18 protein-coding genes are annotated in these 17,966 nt (G+C 64.6%); 8 read left to right on the top strand and 10 right to left on the bottom strand.

What is annotated here, in order from left to right; genetic code table 11:
• Window positions 1–5 precede the first annotated feature (5 nt).
• From AB2N08_RS04875 to AB2N08_RS04850, 6 genes are all read right to left on the bottom strand, one after another.
• Entirely contained in the window at window positions 6–1,355 is a 1,350-nt protein-coding gene (locus tag AB2N08_RS04875) for a DUF1501 domain-containing protein (RefSeq protein ID WP_367609510.1), read from the bottom strand.
• Entirely contained in the window at window positions 1,355–3,004 is a 1,650-nt protein-coding gene (locus AB2N08_RS04870; protein WP_367609509.1) for a DUF1800 domain-containing protein, read from the bottom strand. Before AB2N08_RS04870 ends, AB2N08_RS04875 begins: the two co-directional genes overlap by 1 nt.
• Before the next feature lie 118 nt (window positions 3,005–3,122).
• Window positions 3,123–3,803, bottom strand: coding sequence for a glutathione S-transferase (locus tag AB2N08_RS04865; RefSeq protein WP_367609508.1), 681 nt, complete (start codon window positions 3,801–3,803; stop codon window positions 3,123–3,125).
• 64 nt (window positions 3,804–3,867) lie between these two features.
• Window positions 3,868–4,131: a DUF6587 family protein gene (locus tag AB2N08_RS04860; RefSeq protein WP_367609507.1), complete on the bottom strand. Its 264-nt coding sequence runs from the start codon at window positions 4,129–4,131 to the stop codon at window positions 3,868–3,870.
• A gap of 2 nt (window positions 4,132–4,133) precedes the next feature.
• Window positions 4,134–6,014, bottom strand: a complete 1,881-nt coding sequence (feoB, locus tag AB2N08_RS04855) for a ferrous iron transporter B (protein WP_367609506.1) — start codon at window positions 6,012–6,014, stop codon at window positions 4,134–4,136.
• Window positions 6,014–6,268, bottom strand: a complete 255-nt coding sequence (locus AB2N08_RS04850) for a FeoA family protein (protein ID WP_367609505.1) — start codon at window positions 6,266–6,268, stop codon at window positions 6,014–6,016. Before AB2N08_RS04850 ends, feoB begins: the two co-directional genes overlap by 1 nt.
• A gap of 248 nt (window positions 6,269–6,516) precedes the next feature.
• Between AB2N08_RS04850 and AB2N08_RS04845 the strand changes: the two genes are divergently transcribed.
• A complete protein-coding gene (locus tag AB2N08_RS04845; RefSeq protein WP_367609504.1) occupies window positions 6,517–6,726 on the top strand; it encodes a (2Fe-2S)-binding protein in 210 nt (69 codons plus the stop codon).
• A 258-nt stretch (window positions 6,727–6,984) separates the two neighbouring features.
• A complete protein-coding gene (gene bfr / locus AB2N08_RS04840) occupies window positions 6,985–7,455 on the top strand; it encodes a bacterioferritin (protein ID WP_367609503.1) in 471 nt (156 codons plus the stop codon).
• A gap of 140 nt (window positions 7,456–7,595) precedes the next feature.
• Here the strand turns inward: bfr and AB2N08_RS04835 are convergent, their stop codons facing one another.
• Window positions 7,596–8,522, bottom strand: coding sequence for a PfkB family carbohydrate kinase (locus AB2N08_RS04835; protein WP_367609502.1), 927 nt, complete (start codon window positions 8,520–8,522; stop codon window positions 7,596–7,598).
• Window positions 8,523–8,527: 5 nt separating this feature from the next.
• On the bottom strand, window positions 8,528–9,142 hold the full coding sequence (locus tag AB2N08_RS04830) for a glutathione S-transferase C-terminal domain-containing protein (protein ID WP_367609501.1): 615 nt from the start codon (window positions 9,140–9,142) through the stop codon (window positions 8,528–8,530).
• 157 nt (window positions 9,143–9,299) lie between these two features.
• On the opposite strand from AB2N08_RS04830, the gene purB reads away from it, so the two are divergent.
• Window positions 9,300–10,679, top strand: coding sequence for an adenylosuccinate lyase (gene purB, locus AB2N08_RS04825; RefSeq protein ID WP_367609500.1), 1,380 nt, complete (start codon window positions 9,300–9,302; stop codon window positions 10,677–10,679).
• A gap of 105 nt (window positions 10,680–10,784) precedes the next feature.
• Here the strand turns inward: purB and AB2N08_RS04820 are convergent, their stop codons facing one another.
• Entirely contained in the window at window positions 10,785–12,671 is a 1,887-nt protein-coding gene (locus AB2N08_RS04820) for a TonB-dependent receptor plug domain-containing protein (RefSeq protein ID WP_367609499.1), read from the bottom strand.
• Window positions 12,672–12,906: 235 nt separating this feature from the next.
• Here AB2N08_RS04820 and AB2N08_RS04815 point away from each other — a divergent pair, with 235 nt between their 5' ends.
• The 3 genes from AB2N08_RS04815 to AB2N08_RS04805 are packed head-to-tail and all read left to right on the top strand — an operon-like array spanning window position 12,907 to window position 14,627.
• Complete coding sequence (locus AB2N08_RS04815) at window positions 12,907–13,455, top strand: cytochrome b (protein WP_367609498.1); 549 nt, start codon at window positions 12,907–12,909, stop codon at window positions 13,453–13,455.
• Window positions 13,452–14,021, top strand: coding sequence for a YceI family protein (locus tag AB2N08_RS04810; RefSeq protein ID WP_367609497.1), 570 nt, complete (start codon window positions 13,452–13,454; stop codon window positions 14,019–14,021). The genes AB2N08_RS04815 and AB2N08_RS04810 overlap by 4 nt, the downstream gene beginning before the upstream one ends.
• Before the next feature lie 36 nt (window positions 14,022–14,057).
• Window positions 14,058–14,627: a YceI family protein gene (locus tag AB2N08_RS04805; protein WP_367609496.1), complete on the top strand. Its 570-nt coding sequence runs from the start codon at window positions 14,058–14,060 to the stop codon at window positions 14,625–14,627.
• Between the two features lie 79 nt (window positions 14,628–14,706).
• On the opposite strand, the gene AB2N08_RS04800 is transcribed toward AB2N08_RS04805, so the two are convergent.
• Window positions 14,707–16,029 (bottom strand): hypothetical protein, encoded by a 1,323-nt coding sequence (locus AB2N08_RS04800; protein ID WP_367609495.1) that lies wholly within the window; start codon window positions 16,027–16,029, stop codon window positions 14,707–14,709.
• Between the two features lie 282 nt (window positions 16,030–16,311).
• Between AB2N08_RS04800 and AB2N08_RS04795 the strand changes: the two genes are divergently transcribed.
• Both AB2N08_RS04795 and AB2N08_RS04790 read left to right on the top strand, forming a co-directional pair.
• The gene (locus tag AB2N08_RS04795) at window positions 16,312–16,581 is read left to right on the top strand and encodes a GlsB/YeaQ/YmgE family stress response membrane protein (protein ID WP_123067791.1); all 270 of its coding nucleotides are present in this window, start codon (window positions 16,312–16,314) and stop codon (window positions 16,579–16,581) included.
• An 82-nt stretch (window positions 16,582–16,663) separates the two neighbouring features.
• Window positions 16,664–17,929, top strand: a complete 1,266-nt coding sequence (locus tag AB2N08_RS04790; RefSeq protein WP_367609494.1) for a phospholipase D-like domain-containing protein — start codon at window positions 16,664–16,666, stop codon at window positions 17,927–17,929.
• Window positions 17,930–17,966 lie beyond the last annotated feature (37 nt).

The following is a 17,966-nucleotide window of genomic DNA, read 5'->3' as shown; positions in this document are numbered from 1 at the left end:
CGATCCTATGCGTGCAGCAGGTTGATGGTCTTCTGGCTGAAGTTGGCCAGGTTCGGGAACGCTTTCTCGAGATCCGACGGTGCCAGGCCGAGCCACTGCATCAGCGTCGCGCCGACCTGGTCGGTCGAGGTGGTCGGCACGAAACGCCCGCCCTTGTTGGGGTCACTGTCGTCGGCGCCGCCCAATACCAGGCTGGGGAACTCGCCCAGCACCTGGCCGCCGCGCACCGGCCCGCCCAGCGCCAGCCAGTGGTTGCCCCAGGCATGGTCACTGCCGCCGCCCGAGGCCTGGCGCAGCGTGCGCCCGAAGTCGCTCATCATGAGAGAGGCCACATTGCTGTCCATACCCGATGCCTGGTTGGCCGCGTCGAACGCGGCGAGCGCGCGCGCAAACTGCGCCAGCTGGGCATCCTGGCTGGTCGGTGCGGTGCCGCGCTGGGCCGCGTGGGTGTCGAAGCTGCCCCACTGGACCAGGAAGACCTGGCGCTTGAAGCCGCGCCGCTTGAACACCGGCAGCAGGGAGGCGAGCTTGCGCAGGCTGCGCGACAGGTCGTCACTGCCGAAGTCGCCCTGCGGTTCGGCGGCCTGCAACGCCGCCTCGGTAAACAGCGTCGATTCCTGCACGCTGCGCCCGAAGGTCCGTGCGTACTCGGCCTCGTAGCCATTGGCGAACTGCCAGCGCGCCATCCGGTTCAGGGACTGCGCCGCCGGCGTCTGTGGCTGGGCCAGGTCGGCCTGCCCCCAATAACGCGAATCCCAGGGACTGAGGAACGACACCGGCGTATTGCGTCCAAGGACCAGGGTGCGGTCGGTGTTCATGGTGACGGCATTGGTCGCGTTGCGCAGCCCGCCCGGCAGCAGTTCAAGGGCACGCCCGGCCCAGCCGCTGTTGTCGGCATCGCCCAGCCAGCCTTGCTGCCACATCACCTGGTCGCTGTGCGACAGCAGAAACGACGGCACCGCCACCGCGCGCTCGATCACCTGGCGCGCGCTGGCTGGCGCCACCAGCGGACCGGCATTGGCGATCCAGGCCAGGCGCCCACGATCGTACAAAGGCGCCAGCGGCGCCAGTGCCGGATGCAGGCCGAAGGTATGGCCGGCGCTGCTGCCGGCCAGCGGCGTGAGCACGCTCCTGGCCAGCGCCAGCTCGGGACGCGCAGTGGCGTAGTCGCCATAAGCGCCATCGAGCGGGACCAGGCTGTTGAGGCCATCGTTGCCGCCGTTGAGGAAGATGACGACCACGGCGCGGTAGTCGTCACCGGCGGCATGGGCCAGCTCGCCCATCAGGCCGGTGCCCCCGAGCAGGCTGACAACCGGCGCGGCGCCGGCATAACGCAAGAAATGGCGACGGTCCATTAACGGATCACTCCATAGTAGGGGGTGGCAAGTGCGAACTGCAGCAGGCTGATGGCTTTCTGGTCGGGCGTATTGCCCCAGGTGGTGGGGGCCAGCTCGATCAGGTTCTGGCGCAATACCGGCGGCATCGCGCCGCGAAAATAGCGCTGGTTGACCAGCTCGACAAAGGCAGTTGGCGAGGCGGCATACGCGCGGCCGAACGTGCTGGCGTCGCACCCGGTGCCGGCGCGCAGCACGCCTTCGGCAATCGTATTGTTCAGGCGCCAGGACAGCTCTTCGGCATTGAGCAGGCGCTGCTCGGGCGCCAGCAGATTGCTGCCGGGCGCGCGGTCGGTCGGCATATAGAAGCTGAACACGCTGGGCGGGTCGAACGGGCGCTGGGCCGGCGCCGCCAGCCCGGAATCGGCGCCATTGTTCCAGCGTGGCGGCGCCGTGCAGCCAAGGCCGCGCAACAGGCCGGTGTACCACAGCACCGGCTCGCGCATCTTGCCGAAGCCGACGCCATCGGCGCCGATCTGGTCGCCGCGCCGCGCCTCAGGGTCGAGCAGGATTGCCTTGACCACGGCGCGCAGGTCGCCCGCAGCGCCTTGTCCGTTATCGCGAAACACCGTGGCCACGCGCGCCAGGTAGGCCGGGCTCGGGTCGCTGGTGACCAGGTGCTGGATCAGGCGCAGGCTGACGAATGGCGCGATGTTCTGATGCGCCATCAGCAGCCTGATGACGGCATCAAGTTCTTGCGCCGCCTCGGTGTTGGGCGCAAAGCCCGTTCCCATGACGGTCTTGGCCTTGCGGTCGTGGGCGGCGCCCCAGGTGTCGGGCACCAGTTCGCCGTCGTAGCGACGAAAATCGGTGCGGTCGAAGTTGCCGTTCACCGACCAGCCAGTCAGTGCGCGCGCCAGTTCCTCGACATCTTTCTGCGTGTAGGTTTCGACCGGCTTGCCGGCGGCGTCGCGCCGCAATGTGCCATCGATATTCAGTTCGACCACGCCAATGGCGAACAGCTGCAGCAACTCGCGCGCGTAGTTCTCATTGGGGGCGCACCACGGACATTCTTCGCTGGTCGGACGGTTGGAGAGGTTGTCGAGGTACCAGCCCATGGCGGGGCTGACCGTGGCCGCACGCAGCAACGCGCCGTAGTTGCCGAAGGCCTGGCGCTGCAGCAGGTTGGACCAGGTCAGGGCGCCATACGGCTCGATCTTGTTCATCGCCGTGACCACGAACTGCGACAGCGACCAGCTTACCCGGCGCCGCAGCTGGTCCGGCGCACCGAGGAGCGACACGTACAGCGCGTTGGTCGCGTATGCGTAGCCGCGCGTGCTTTCGGCCGCGATCTGGCTGTCGTAGCGCGCGATCGGGCTGGTGTCGATGCTCGATACCGGCAGCGCAAACTGGTCGTCGATCCAGCGCTCGAACCCTTTGGCCTGGATCTCGGCCACCAGGGCCGGCGTGGCGCCGAAGCTGGCCTGGTCGGCAAACCGCGCCGCAGCGTGGCGCGACACCACCCCGCCCGACGCCGGCTGGACCTGACCGCTCGACGCGCTCAGTGCCGTCGGCGGCGCCTCTTCACCGTCGCGGCTACAGGCAAACAGCACGCACAGGAACGGCAGCAAGCGCCAGCGGCGCAAGCGACGGGACGATCTGATGGACATGTTGACTCCGGCAGGTTATGCGGGAAGTATGGCATGCCCGTAAATACAAAAATTACAAGGATGTGTATTTACAACAGCTATTTTTTGCTATCGCCGCATGACTTTCAAGCGGCATTGCCTACTTCGCGTAGGCGTACTCGCCACCGCGCTCGAGCGCGCGGCGATACGCCGGCCGCGCATGGATGCGGGCCAAAAAATCGGTCAGGTTCGGGTACCTGGCATCGAGCCCGCCGCGCGAGGCCGCCGCTTCGAGTGGGAAGCTCAGCTGGATGTCGGCGGCGGTGAACTCTTCGCCGGCGAACCACGGGTGCTTGCCCAGTTCAGCCTCGAGGTATCCCAGCTGCAGCGCGATCTGCGGCAGCACGAACGTGCCCTTGACCTTTTGCGCGATGCCGCGCGCGATCGGTTTGACAAAAAACGGCATCGGCGTGCTTTCGATCTTGTCGAACACCAGTTTCAACAACAGCGGCGACATCATCGAGCCTTCGGCGAAGTGCAGGAAGTGCGTGTAGCGCAGGCGCGCCGGCGTGCCGGCGGCGGGCACCAGGCGGCCGGACTCAGCACCAGACGCGCGGGCAGTCAGGTACTCGACGATGGCGCCCGATTCGGCCACCACCAGGTCGCCGTCGGTGATCACGGGCGATTTGCCCAGCGGGTGCACGGCCTTCAGTTCGGGCGGGGCCAGCATGGTCTTGGGATCGCGCTGGTAGCGCTTGATGTCGTAATCCAGTCCGAGCTCTTCGAGCAGCCAGAGGATGCGCTGCGAGCGCGAGTTGTTCAGGTGGTGGACGACGATCATGGCGTGAATGGTGAAGTGGATGTGGCGGCCAGCTTAGCACCGTTGGCCACGCACACCTGTCACGCTAGCGCTGGTGCAGCTTGATGACGCGGTGCTTGCCGGGGGCCGGCGCTGCGGTCTTCGGGCCGCAGCTGCTGCAGCCGCCGCCACCGCAGGCGCCGCCGGCGCTGGCGTCAAACCAGCGCGCCAGCGCCGACTGGCGGCCGTCCTTCGTCAGGCGCAGCACCAGGCGCGCGCGCAGTGTAACCGGCAGGTACTTCGCGCCAAGGTACAGCGCGGCGACGGACACGATGACGATGACGGCCAGTTCCTGCATGGGGATTGCCATGATCATGCTCCGGTGAGTGCCAGCGTGACGCGGTAGACGATGAACGCCGCCACGTAGGCCAGCGCGAACATGTAGCCGGCCATGATCCAGGCATATTTGCGGCTGCCTGTTTCGCGCGCCACAGTGGCCAGCGTCGGCAGGCAGTGCGGCGCGTAGACATACCAGGCCAGCAGCGCCAGGCCGGTGGCCAGCGACCACGATTGGGCGATCAGCGGCGCCAGGGTGTCGCCGACTTCGTCGCCGCCCGACAGCGCATACACGGTGCCCAGCGCGCCGACGGCCACTTCGCGCGCGGCCATGCCCGGCACCAGCGCGATGGCGATCTGCCAGTTGAAGCCAATCGGGGCCAGCACCACTTCGAGTGCGCGGCCGATCATGCCGGCCACGCTGTAGTAGATCGGTGGATTGGTCGCGCCTTCCGGTGCGCCCGGGAAGCTCGAGAACAGCCAGAGCAGGATCATCATGGCTAGAATCAAGGTACCGACGCGCATCAGGAAGATTTTGGCGCGCTCGAGCAGGCCTTCGGCCAGGCCGCGCGGATGCGGCCAGTGGTAGGCCGGCAGTTCGAGCATCAGGGCGTGCTGCTTGTAGCCATTGCGGCGCTTCATGAACCAGGCCACCGCCATCGCCGACAGGATGCCAGCTAGGTACAGCACGAACAGCACGATGCCCTGCAGGTTCATGAAGCCGCCTACGGTCTGGTCGGGAATGAACGCGGCGATCAGGAGCGCATACACGGGCAGGCGCGCCGAACACGTCATCAATGGCGCGATCATGATCGTCACCAGGCGGTCGCGCGGGTTCTGGATCGTGCGCGCGGCCATCACGCCGGGAATCGCGCAGGCGAACGACGACAGCAAAGGCAGGAACGAGCGCCCCGACAGGCCCACGCTGCCCATGATGCGATCGAGCAGGAACGCAGCGCGCGGCAGGTAGCCGACGTCTTCCAGCAGCAGGATGAAGAAGAACAAAATCAGGATCTGCGGCAGGAACACCAGCACGCTGCCCACGCCGGCGATGATGCCGTCGACGATCAGGCTATGCAGCAGGCCTTCGCCGATCCACGAGCCGACCATCTCGCCAAAGGCGCCCATGCCCGCTTCGATCAGTTCAATGGGCGCGTCGCCCCAGCTGAACACGGCCTGGAAAATCACGAACATCAGCAGCGCCAGGATGACCGGGCCGGCGATCGGATGCAACACGACGTTGTCGATCTTTTCGCTCAGGTTGCCGGTATCTTTGGCCGACGACACGGCGATGGCCAGAATGCGGCGCACTTCGCGCTGGGTGTCTTCGACCGACACTTCGTCGATTGCCGACAGCGGCTTCGGTGCGACCGGCACGCCGAAGGGCATCGCGTCGAGCTGGGCCAGCAAGGCCTTCTCGCCGCCAGACTGGATGGCCACCGTCTCGACCACCGGCATGCCCAATTCTTGCGACAGCTTGGCGGTATCGATCTCGATGCCGCGCTTTTTCGCCACGTCGACCATGTTCAGCGCCAGCACCATCGGCAGGCCGAGGCGGCGCAGTTCGAGCACCAGGCGCAGGTTCAGGCGCAGGTTGGTGGCGTTGACGACGCACAGGATGGCGTCAGGTGCCACTTCACCGGCGCGCAGGCCGGCGACCACGTCGCGCGTGATGCCTTCGTCGGGCGTCTGCGCATTCAGGCTGTACGCGCCCGGCAGGTCGAGCACGCGAAACGCGCGCCCGGCGGGCGACGTGAAGCTGCCCTCTTTGCGTTCGATGGTGACGCCGGCATAGTTGGCGACCTTCTGGCGCGCGCCGGTCAGGCGGTTGAAGAGCGCGGTCTTGCCGCAGTTGGGATTACCCAGCAGTGCGACCAGTGGCGTGCGCGACGCGACTTGCGATTCCATGACACCCATCAGTCGGCCTTGATCGAGACGAGGGCCGCTTCGAAGCGGCGCAGCGCGAAGGTCGACTCGCCGACCTTGACGGCCAGCGGGCCTTTCATCACGCGCTTGATCACGCGAATACGTTCGCCCGGCACGAAGCCCAGCTCCATCAGGCGGCGCTGGACATCGATGCCGCCCTCCTGCGCGCCGGGCGCAAGGTGGACGACGGTAGCACTCTGCCCCGTCGTGAGCGAGTCGAGTGTGGGCAAAGCAGCGTGGTTCATGAGAGCTTCCAAATAGTTGTTGCGCGTATGAGACAGCGACTGGAACGATGCCGGTATCATAAACCTAAATAGGAATTATTTCTATTTGCAGCTTGTCATCGCTTGGAGGTAACGCGCAAATAAAGTGCGTTCGAACCGCAAATTCCGCTTGCGTTCGTGGTCGAGTTTACAGAGAATATCAACGCAAATGAGAATGATTCGCATTTTATAGACTAAACTGCAATGGTTGCTTCAAAAGGGTCGCTTCAATGATTGTCTGTGTCTGCAACAACATCTCCGATCGTGAAATCCGCCAGGCGGCCGACCTGGGCATCTCGTCGATGGCCGAGCTGCGCAAGGAACTCGGCGTGGGCACCATGTGCGGCAAATGCGTCAGCTATGCACGCGAAGTGCTGCACGAACACATCGACAGCAAGACCACGATCACCGAAGTGCGCCGCCTGCCACAGGCCGCCTGATTCTTCCACTCTCTTTCGCTTTCTGCCGGTCACTGGCCTCGCTATTTCGCGGGGCTTTTTTTCGTCCATTGTGACCGTGATGCGGGGTAGTGAGAACCGTTCGCACAACTGAGTGAGAACGGTTGCTATTACGCGCAATTTGTCGCATTTACTGTCATTTAATGCGCTTATTTACCTCTTTTGGCGCAATTTATAGCGTTTTAATGGCCGTCTGTTTGCTATCATGGAGGTCATTCAAAACACTATCGAGGGCACCCCATGAAAGGCGATCCAAACGTCATCCGTCTGCTGAACGCGCAGCTCACCAACGAACTGACCGCGATCAACCAGTACTTCCTCCACGCGCGTATGTACCGCCACTGGGGCCTGGACAAGATTGCGAAGAAAGAATACGAAGAATCGATCGGCGAGATGAAGCACGCCGACAAGCTGATCGACCGCATCCTGATGCTCGACGCGCTGCCGAACCTGCAGGCGCTGCACAAGCTGTTGATCGGCGAGTCGACCCAAGAGATGCTGGAATGCGACCTGAAACTGGAACGCGCCGCGCACGCGACGGTCAAGGAAGGCATCGGCGCCTGTGAAGCGGCGGCCGACTACGTCTCGCGCGACCTGTTCCTGATGATCCTGGAAGACACCGAAGAGCATATCGAATGGCTCGAAACGCAGCTCGACCTGATCGTCAAGGTCGGCATCCAGAACTACCTGCAAAGCCAGATCGGCGAGTAAGCTATTTTTGCTGGTGGTGATATCGATCGCTACTGGCAGATCTTGCAACTTGGGTTCCCGCCAAGGTGGCCGACGAGGCCGGGAACGACGTCATTCCCGCGCAGGCGGGAATCCAAGTTCGCCCGCACCACCACGCACCTTCAGCGCCAGCGCGTCATCCATTTGTCGTAGAACCCCATATCCCTTGGCACCGCGCCGGCAATCGCGCAGATCGCGCCGGCGAATTCGTTCGCGCGCGCGAGCGTGACGTCCAGCGCCCAACCGCGCGCCGCTCCGAGCAGGAAGATCGCCGCGAAGGCGTCGCCCGCCCCGACCGTGTCGATCACGAACGGCGGCGCCGGGGTGTCGTGCTGCGTGATCACGTTGCCGTCGCGGCCGAAGTACACCGCGCCGCGGTGGCCCAGCGTGACGATCAGCGCGTCGAGCGAAAACATCTTGAGCAAGGCCTGGCACGATGCACGCACTTCGTCGGCCGACAGCGCCGGCGCGTCGGGCTGGATCTGGAAGTGCCAGCCGAACAGCACCTGCAATTCTTCTTCGTTGACCTTGACAATATTGGCCGCCTGCAGCGAGCGGGTGACGCCTTTTTCGTCGTACTGGCCGTCGCGCAGGTTCAGATCCAGAAAGCGTGGCGCGGCGCTCGCGGCCAGCACCGCGCTCAGGGCGGCGCGCGACTGTGCGTTGCGCTGGGCCAGCATGCCGAAATAGACCATGGCCGGCTGCACGCCCGCCAGCGCGACGCCGGCTGCGGCGGCGTCGATGAAATCGTAGGCCTGGTGCGGCAGGATCGTGAAGCGGTGCCCGCGCGGGCCGCGCTCGACCAGCACACGGCCGGTCTCTTCGATCGGATCGATCTGCAGGCCGGCGTCGCTCATCGCGAAGCGTTCGAATTCGGCGCGCACAAGGTGGCCGCTGCGATCGTCGCCGATGCGCGTGATGGCCAGGCATGGCGCCATGAAGGCCGACAGATGGCGCGCCACATTGAACGGTGCGCCGCCGACGATCTGTTCGTTATTGAAATCGTCGACCAGCGCTTCGCCGAAGACGACGGTGGTCGGTGCGTTCATGGTCATCATGCGACGAACGGCGCGGTGTCCCTGAACGACTGGCGTTCGGACAATTTGTCGAACAGGCGCGCCAGGTTCGGGTAGTCGCCGCGCCAGTCGATCTCGGGGAAGCGAAACGCGAGCCAGCCCAGCGCGCAGCCGACGGCGACGTCGGCCAGCGTGTACTGGTTGCCGCGGCAAAAGGCGCCTTCGCCCAGGCGCTCGGCCATCACGCGCAGGCCGGCATGCACCTTGCCCCACTGGCGGGCGATCCATTCGGGACTTTGCTGGGCCTCGGGGCGCAGCACGTGTTCAAGGCGCACCAGCACGGCCGCATCGAGCACGCCGTCGGCCAACGCTTCCCACACCTTGACCTCGGCCCGCTCGCGCCCGTTCGGCGGCAGCAGCTTGCACACCGGGGTGAGCGTGTCGAGGTATTCGGCGATCACGCGCGAGTCGTACAGCGCGCTGGTGTCATCCATGATCAGGCATGGCACCTTGCCCAGCGGGTTGGTCTGCGCGATGGTGGTGTCGGCCGACCAGACGTCTTCGAGGATGAAGGCGCAATCGAGCTTTTTCTCGGCCAGCACGACACGCACCTTGCGCACGTAGGGGCTGGCAACGGAACCGATGAGTTTCATGGATGTAGGCAAGTGGAAATCGACCCTCAGTATAGCATCGGCCCCTGCCGCAAAACCTGCGCCGCCGCCGGCCCTGAGCGCCGCGAAAACGCGGCATGCGCAACGGGTGGGAAGCCGGCCAGTGGTAAAATCCGCGTTTTTGACCGACACGCCCGCCATGACCTCTACTGCATTGTCGCCGACCCTGTCGGCCCTGTCCCCGCTCGACGGCCGCTACGCCACCAAAACCGACAAGCTGCGTCCCATCCTGTCGGAAACGGGTTTCATGCACCACCGCGTGAAGGTTGAGATCGCGTGGCTGCAGGCGCTGTCGCAGGCCGGCTTCGCCGAGATCAAGCCATTCTCCAGCGCAGCGGTCGCTCACCTCGACGGCATGGCGGCGAACTTCGGCGAGAAGGACGCAGCCCGCATCAAGGAAATCGAAGCGGTCACCAACCACGACGTCAAGGCGGTCGAGTACTGGCTCAAGGAGCAGGTCAAGGACGTGCCGGAACTGGTCGCGGCCAGTGAATTCATTCACTTCGCCTGCACCTCGGAAGACATCAACAACACCTCGCACGGCATGATGCTCAAAGCGGCGCGCGACGGCGTGATGCTGCCTGCGCTGCAGGCGATCATCGCCAAGCTGACCGAGATCGCGCACACCAATGCGGCGCTGCCGATGCTGTCGCGCACGCACGGCCAGACGGCCAGCCCGACCACGCTGGGCAAGGAAATGGCGAACGTCGTCGCCCGTTTGCAGCGCGCGGCCAAGCGCATCGCCGACGTCGAAATCCTGGGCAAGATGAACGGCGCGGTCGGCAACTACAACGCACACCTGTCGGCCTATCCAGGCTTCGACTGGCCGGCGTTCTCGAAAGAAGTCATTGAACAGCGCCTCGGTTTGACCTTCAACCCATACACGATCCAGATCGAGCCGCACGACTACATGGCCGAGATGTTCGACGCATTCTCGCGCGCCAACACGATCCTGCTCGACCTGAATCGCGACATCTGGACCTACGTCTCGCTGGGCTACTTCAAGCAGAAGCTGAAGGCCGGCGAAATCGGTTCATCGACCATGCCACACAAGGTCAACCCGATCGACTTCGAGAACTCGGAAGGCAACCTGGGCCTGGCCAACGCGCTGCTGCGCCACATGGCCGACAAGCTGCCGGTCTCGCGCATGCAGCGCGACCTGACCGATTCGACGGTGCTGCGCAATATCGGCGTGGGCTTCGGCTACGCGCTGCTGGCCTACGACAGCTGCCTGCGCGGCCTGAACAAGCTGGAAGTGAACGCGGCGCGCCTCGAGCAAGACCTGGACGCGAACTGGGAAGTGCTGGCCGAGCCGGTGCAAACCGTGATGCGCCGCTACGGCATCGAGAACCCGTATGAACAGCTCAAGGAACTCACGCGCGGCAAGGGCATCACCCGCGACGCGCTGCGTGAATTCATCGAGACGCTGGCCGTGCCGCAGGAAGCGAAAGACCTGATGCTGGCGATGACGCCGGCGAATTACATCGGGTTGGCGGCGAAGCTGGCTGCGGAGATCTGAGTAATATCCGCAGTATTCATTAGCCTCAAGACCGTCGTTCCAGCGAAGGCTGGAACGACGGTCTTGAGGGCGGCGAAAAAAAACAGTGCACACGCTGTGCGCCCTTTAATAATCCCACCGCAGCTTCACCCCCACCCGTCGTTCGAACTCCGCCCAGTACGTGCTCGAACCGAACTCCGGGCGCCCGCCATTCAGATTCTCTCCATACACCGACAACCCCAGGCCCGGCCGCAGGCGCCAGCCGAAGCGCGCGTCGAGCGCCGTCGTTGACGCGATCAGCGAGGCCGGCATCGCGCCGACGCGGCGCAGCGTGACGTCGATCTCGCGCGCATCGTCGATGTTGTAGTTCGAGCGCAGTTGCAGCGTGTGCGACGGGTCGCGCCGCGCCGTCGCCAGGCCAGCCACGTCATTCCCGCCGGGCTTCAGGCGCAGGCGCTGGTGCAGCGCCGTCCAGCCGGCCGACAGGCGCCAGCGCGCCAGCGCCTGCCAGTTGCCCCACGCTTCAAGACCGCTGGCGCGGCCTTCCATCAGGCTGGAAAACACGACGAAGCTTCCGCTCGGATCGCGCTGCTGCGTGCGCAGGTGGTCGTAGTCGTTGTGGTACAGCGTGACCGTGTATGACAGCGCCGGCGCCGGCTGGCCACGGTAGCCCAGTTCGAGCACGCGCGCCACTTCGCTGCGCACTTGCGGCCCGCCGCGCAGGATGAACGGCGGCTGGCCCGGCACCCAGGCGTCGACGTCGAGCCGCGCCGGTGAGCGCACCGTGCGCGCGGCCGACGCCCACAGCGCATGCTGCGGCGAGATGCGCCACGACAGGCGCGCGCTCGGCAGCCATTCGACACCGGTGTAGTAGTTGTATTCGACGCGCCCGCCCAGCGTCAGGCGCCAGTCGTCGTGCAGCGCGATGGCGTCCTGCACGAACAAGCTGCCCCAGCGCTGCGTGGTGTTCGCCGGCAGGAACGCGACCCAGCGGCTGTTGCTGACACGGTCGCGCGTGTTGCGGTAGTTGGCGCCCCACATGATGTCATGGCGGCCGATCGTGGCCAGCGTGTGCTGGAACTGCATGTCGGCGGTGGTGAGGCGCTCGGCAAACAGCGGCGGCGCGTCGCGCACCGTGTGGTCGAGAACAGCTTGCAGTGCGACGCTGGCGCCGGCATCCAGCGTGCGCTGCCAGCGCGCCGACAGGTTGGCGCCGTCGGAACGCACGCGGCCGAATGCGGTGGGGCCATTCGGCGTGGCCAGCTCGCCCGGCGCCGGCTGATCGAGCCGGCCGCGCATCAGATTGCCCATGATCGTGAAGGCGTCGCTGCCCTGCGCCCAGTCGGCGCGCACGCCGGCCAGCGCACGCCGGTAGCTGTCGTCGATACGCCCGCCGCCAGCGCGTTCGCTGTCGCTGCGCCGCGTGACCTTGCCGAAGGCGCGCCAGGCCACGCCGTTGTCGCTCGTGCCGCCCTGGCGAAACGCGGCGCCGGCCGCGCCATCGCTGGCGCCGTGCAGCGCCGCCATGCTGCCCTGCGTGTCGCGCGCCGAGCGCGTGGTGATGTTGATGACGCCATTGACGGCGTTCAGGCCCCACATCATGCCACCAGGCCCGCTGACCACTTCGATGCGGGCGATATCTTCGAGCAGCACGTCCTGCGCATCCCAGAACACGCCGGCGAACAGCGGCGTATAGACCGAGCGGCCGTCGATCAGCACCAGCAGCTTGTTCGACAGGACGCTGGCGCCGCTGTTCATGCCGCGCGCACTGATCGAATAGGCATAGCCGTTGACGCGCGCCACGTGCAGGCTGGGGGCCAGGCGCAGCGCCTCGGGCAACGAGTCGGCGCCGGAGCGGCGGATGTCGTCGGCGGTGATCACGAACACTGCCGCCGGCGCATCCTGCAGGCGCTCGGGGCGCTTGGAGACCGACGTCACCTGGATATTGGCCAGTTCTTCGATCGACAGATCGGCGAGATCGGCCTGGCTCGTCTGCCCGTATTCAACGGCCACGACAGGCAGCGCGCAGGCAAGGTAAATGCAGGCAGCGGCTGTGCAGTGAGCGACGGCGAACGGCCTGCGGCGTATAAATGCGGTCATAACCGGATATTACATTCGGCGCGTCCGTTGGTGTATCTTTTGCAATGCGGCGAGGGTAAGCAGTCGTGGAAAAGCGCGGCAATACCACGACGCCACTTTTTTGATATAGTGACTTAGTTCTAACCCGTACTAGTTATCTACAGGAAATATGCGCCGCTATTCCATCCCCGCGATCATGCTGCACTGGCTGATCGCCATTGCGATCATCGGCACCTTCACGCTGGGCCTGGTGATGACCGATATCCAGGGCATCAGCATGGCCAAGCTGCGCTACACGAGCTGGCACAAGTGGGCCGGCGTGACCGTGCTCGCGCTGGCCGCACTGCGCCTGCTGTGGCGCCTGTTCAACAAGCCGCCAGCATATCCGGCCGGAATGCCGCGCTGGCAGCATGGCGCCGCCCACGGCCTGCACCTGACGCTGTACGTGCTGATGTTCGCGGTGCCGCTGTCCGGTTATTTCTTCAGCCTGGCGGCGGGCTACCCGGTCGTGTATTTCAGCAAAATCCCGTTGCCGGTGCTGATCGGCCCCGATCCGCTACTGCGCGACACACTGCGCGAGCTGCATTACTGGCTCAATATGCTGCTGGCCGCCCTGGTCGCGCTGCACGTGCTGGCCGCATTCAAGCACCTGCTCATCGACCGCGACGGCATCATGCAGCGCATGCTCCCCGTCCCTACCCCGAAGGAAAAACCATGAAATTGATCAAGGCACTGATGCTGGCCGGCCTGGTTGCCGGCAGCGTCGCCGTGCAAGCCGCGCCACTCAAGACCGAGCTTGCGGCCAGTGGCGTCTCGGCCGTGTTCAAGCAGATGAACGTGCCGGTGGAAGCGCCGTTTCGCACCTTCGCCGCGCAGATCGACTATGACGCGGCCAAGCCGGCGGCGGCCAGGGCCAGCGTCGAGATCACGACCGCCAGCTTCGATATTGGCGACGCCATGTACAACAAGGAAGTGGCCAAGAAAGAATGGTTTAACTCGGCGCAGTTCCCGAAAGCCAGTTTCGTCTCGACGAGCATCGCACCGGCCGGCGCCGGCAAGCTGACCGTGACGGGCCAGCTGACCCTCAAGGGCAAGAGCGCCAACGTGACCTTCCCGCTGACGGTCAAGGCTGCCGGCGCGAAAACCGTGTTCGAAGGCCAGTTGCCAATCAAGCGTTTGGCGTTCAATATCGGCGAAGGCGAGTGGAAAGACACCAGCATGGTCGCCGATGAAGTCGTCATCAAGTTTCGCGTTACCGCCTCACCTGCCGTTGCAGCAAAATAATCCGTTTCACCACCCTTTTTACAGGAATCGCGCCACATGAACATCAAGCACCTGATCGCGGCAGCCGCCGCCTTTGCCGCCACCTCGGCCTTCGCTGCGCCAGTCACCTATGACATCGAGCCGAACCACACGTACCCGAGCTTCGAAGCCGACCACATGGGCCTGTCGGTATGGCGCGGCAAGTTCAACAAGTCGAGCGGCAGCGTCACGCTGGACCGCGAAGCCAAGACCGGCTCGCTGGACATTACCGTCGATATCAACAGCATCGATTTCGGCCACGAAAAGATGAACGAGCACGCGAAAAAGCCTGACATCTTCGATGCTGCCAAGTACCCGACCGCCACCTTCAAGTCGAAAGCGATCAAGTTCACCGGCGACGTGCCGACCTCGGTCGACGGCGAACTGACCCTGCACGGCGTGACCAAGCCGCTGACCCTGCAGATCAACAAGTTCAAGTGCGTCATGCACCCGATGCTGAAGAAAGAAGCGTGCGGCGCCGATGTGGTTGGCACCTTCAAGCGCGATGACTTCGGCATCAGCTTCGGCCTGCCAAACTTCTCGCCGGAAGTGAAGCTGGCGATCCAGGTTGAAGCCGTCAAGAAGTAATCTGGTTCGACCATGAAAAATCCCCGCCGGTTCGCACCGGCGGGGATTTTTTATTGCGCGCTCTATCGATTAGTTGCGATCAGCGGCCGTCACGGTCGAAGTCGCCCGGAATCGCGCGCTCGACACGGTGCCAGCCGGCGCGGGTGGCCGACTTGGCCTGGTCCCAGCTCAGGCGCGAATTGCCTTTTGAGCGATCCCATTCGGTCGAGAGCTGGCCTTCGTTGGCATCGTAGCCGCCGTCATACTTGTCGTAGCTGTTGTAACCCAGTGCGTAGGCTGGCTCGTAGTCGTCGTAGGTGTAGCCTGGCGAGTAGTACGGCTGGGTCTGGTACTGGGTGCGCCAGTATTCGTTCTCGGCGTGTGGATTGACCACGTGGCCAACGCCCTTGCCTGCCGCGCTGCCGACCATGCCGCCGATCGCCGCGCCGGCCGCAACGCCCAGTGGGCCGGCTGCTGCGCCGATCACTGCGCCGACCGTTGCACCGCCGCCAGCGCCGACGCCTTGGGCCAGGTTATGGTCGTGCAGTTCGTCGGTTGCTTTTGGATTGACCACTTCGCCCGCGCCACGACCGGCTGCGCCGCCTGCCAGGCCGCCGACCACGGCGCCGGCCGCCATGCCGATCGGACCGCCAACGGCGCCCACTGCCGCGCCCATCGCCGCGCCCGAACCTGCGCCGACGCCCTTGGCCAGATGGTGCTCGGCCAGATCGTCATTCGCTTTTGGATTGACCACTTCGGCTGCGCCCTGGCCGGCGATGCCGCCAGCGATGCCGCCGACGACGGCGCCCGCAGCCATGCCGATCGGACCGGCAACGGTGCCGACGGTGGCGCCCAGCGCCGCGCCGCCTGCCACGCCCAGGCCGGCGCCGATCACATGCGAGCCGCCCTGGTCAGTCCACGATTTGTGGATATGCGCTGCGTCTTCATCCGAACGGGCATTCACGCCGAGCAGGATGCCGCCGCCCTTGATGCCGTCTTCGTAGTGTTGTGCGCGTTCTTCAGGAATGCCGGCGCCGATCAGCGCGCCGATCAGGCCACCGGTAATACCACCCGCGCCAGCGCCGGCAAGGGCCGCTGCCAGCGGGCCGGCAACCACCAGGCCCAGGCCTGGCAGTACCAGGGTGGTACCAACGGCCGCGATACCGGCCAGCACGGCGCCGATGGTGCCGCCGATACCGGCGCCGATGCCCGCGCCTTCGGCAGCCTTGCTGCCCAGTTCCGTATCTTTATCGGCGAAGTGGGTTTGACGGGTGGCGTCGGACATCATCAGGTTGACGTCGTCGCGGTTGTAGCCGCGCTCGGACACGGTGCCATAGGCGCGTTCGGCGCTGGCGCGGTCAGGGAACAGGCCGGTGACCATGCGCTGATTATCCGTGGTGCGGGTGGTGTCGAAGCTGCTCATGATGAATCCTTTGTTGGTTGGTTTCGGCAGCCGAACGCTGGTGAGCGGTGGCTGGCAAGGACCTCCACCATAGGCCCGGCAGCGGCATGGCTCTGTTCGATGACGCACGCTTGGAACGCCTGCTGGGATCGGGTCCGGCCGCATGGCGATGACGATGCAAAATCGGCATCGAAGGTACGCTGCCGCACCGACCCGTGGTCGACCCTTCTCTAGACTTTTTCACATGGTCACGGCATTTGTTGGGCCTGGGGGTTATGTCTTTTCACTTGAGGAGGAAGCACCATGTTATTTATTATCTGGATCGTCGTCGGCGGTATTCTGGGTTGGCTGGCCAGCATGGTCATGAAAACCGATGCAGAACAAGGCATCATCCTGAACGTCGTGGTCGGTATCATCGGCGCCTTCCTGGGCGGCTGGTTGCTCTCGCCATTGTTCGGCACCGGCACCATCAACTCCGATGACTTCAGTGTCGCTTCGCTCCTGGTTTCGTTCCTGGGCGCAGTCATCCTGCTGGCTATCGTGAATCTGCTGCGTCGCGGTCGCGTTCGCTAATACGGTGGTTCGCCACTTCTAAAAAACCAACGCCGGCTGCGTTGGTTTTTTTTCCTCTGCGGTTTTACTGATGAGCTCAAAAATGTTCTGGACACTGTTGCTGACAGTGGCCGCCACCCTTGTAATCGGGGTGCTCGCATTGAATTTCATGCCGGGCGAAAAACAGATCGAACGCCAGCTGACGCGGCAATACGATACCGCCGATCCGCAGTTCCGCCGCTCGCTCGGCGTGCTGCTCGGGCCACCGATCATCGAAGGCAACAAGGTCGAGGCGCTGCTCAATGGCGACCAGATCTTCCCCGCGATGCTGGACGCCATTCGCGGGGCAAAAAAGACGATCACGCTGGAAACCTATATCTACTGGTCGGAATCGATCGGCACCGAGTTTTCCGAAGCGCTGTCCGAGCGCGCACGCGCCGGCGTCAAGGTGCACGTGATGCTCGACTTCATGGGTAGCATGAAGATGGACAATGCCCAGGTCGAGAAGATGAAAGCGGCCGGCGTGCAGGTGCAGCGTTATCACAAGCCCGTGTGGTGGAAACTGGCGCGCATGAACAACCGCACCCACCGCAAGCTGCTCGTTGTCGACGGCACGGTCGGCTTTACGGGTGGCGTGGGCATCGCCGATCAATGGCGCGGCAATGCGCAGGACGAAGACCACTGGCGCGACAGCCATTTCCGCGTCGAAGGCCCGGCGGTCGGCCAGATGCAGGCCGTGTTCAACGACAACTGGACCAAGGCCACGGGCGTGGTGCTCGACGGCCCGGCATACTTCCCGGCGCTCGTGCCGAAGGGGACGATGCCGGCGCAGATGTTCTCCAGCTCGCCAACCGGCGGCAGCGAAAGCATGCATTTGATGTACCTGATGGCGATCACGGCCGCGCGCGAGACGATCGACCTGTCCGCGTCGTATTTCGTGCCGGATGAACTGACGGTGCGCACGCTGATCGCGGCCGCCAGGCGCGGCGTGCGGGTGCGCCTGATCACGCCGGGCGAGATCATCGATTCCGACCTGGTCCGGGCCGCCTCGCGCGACCGCTGGCCCGAACTGCTGGCGGCGGGCGTGCAGATCTCTGAGTACCAGCCGACGATGTACCACGTCAAGACGCTGATCGTCGACAAGCTATTGGTATCGGTGGGTTCGACCAACTTCGACAACCGCTCGTTTTCCATCAACGACGAAGCGAACCTGAATGTGCTGGACCCTGGCTTCGCCGCGCAAATGACGCAGGTCTACGAGGCCGATTGGGCCCTGGCCAAGCCGGTGACGGCGCGCCAACTCGCCAAGCGGCCGTGGTGGGAACGTGGGACGACCTGGTTCGTGTCGCTGTTCGAGGCGCAGCTGTAGGCACAGGTATATGCACACGTGGGCTTTTTCATTGCCA

Source organism: Massilia aurea, from assembly GCF_040790145.1.
Classification (GTDB): Bacteria; Pseudomonadota; Gammaproteobacteria; order Burkholderiales; family Burkholderiaceae_D; genus Telluria; species Telluria aurea_C.
Note: the sequence above shows the minus strand (reverse complement) of the source record. Positions and strands in the feature narration are given on the sequence as shown.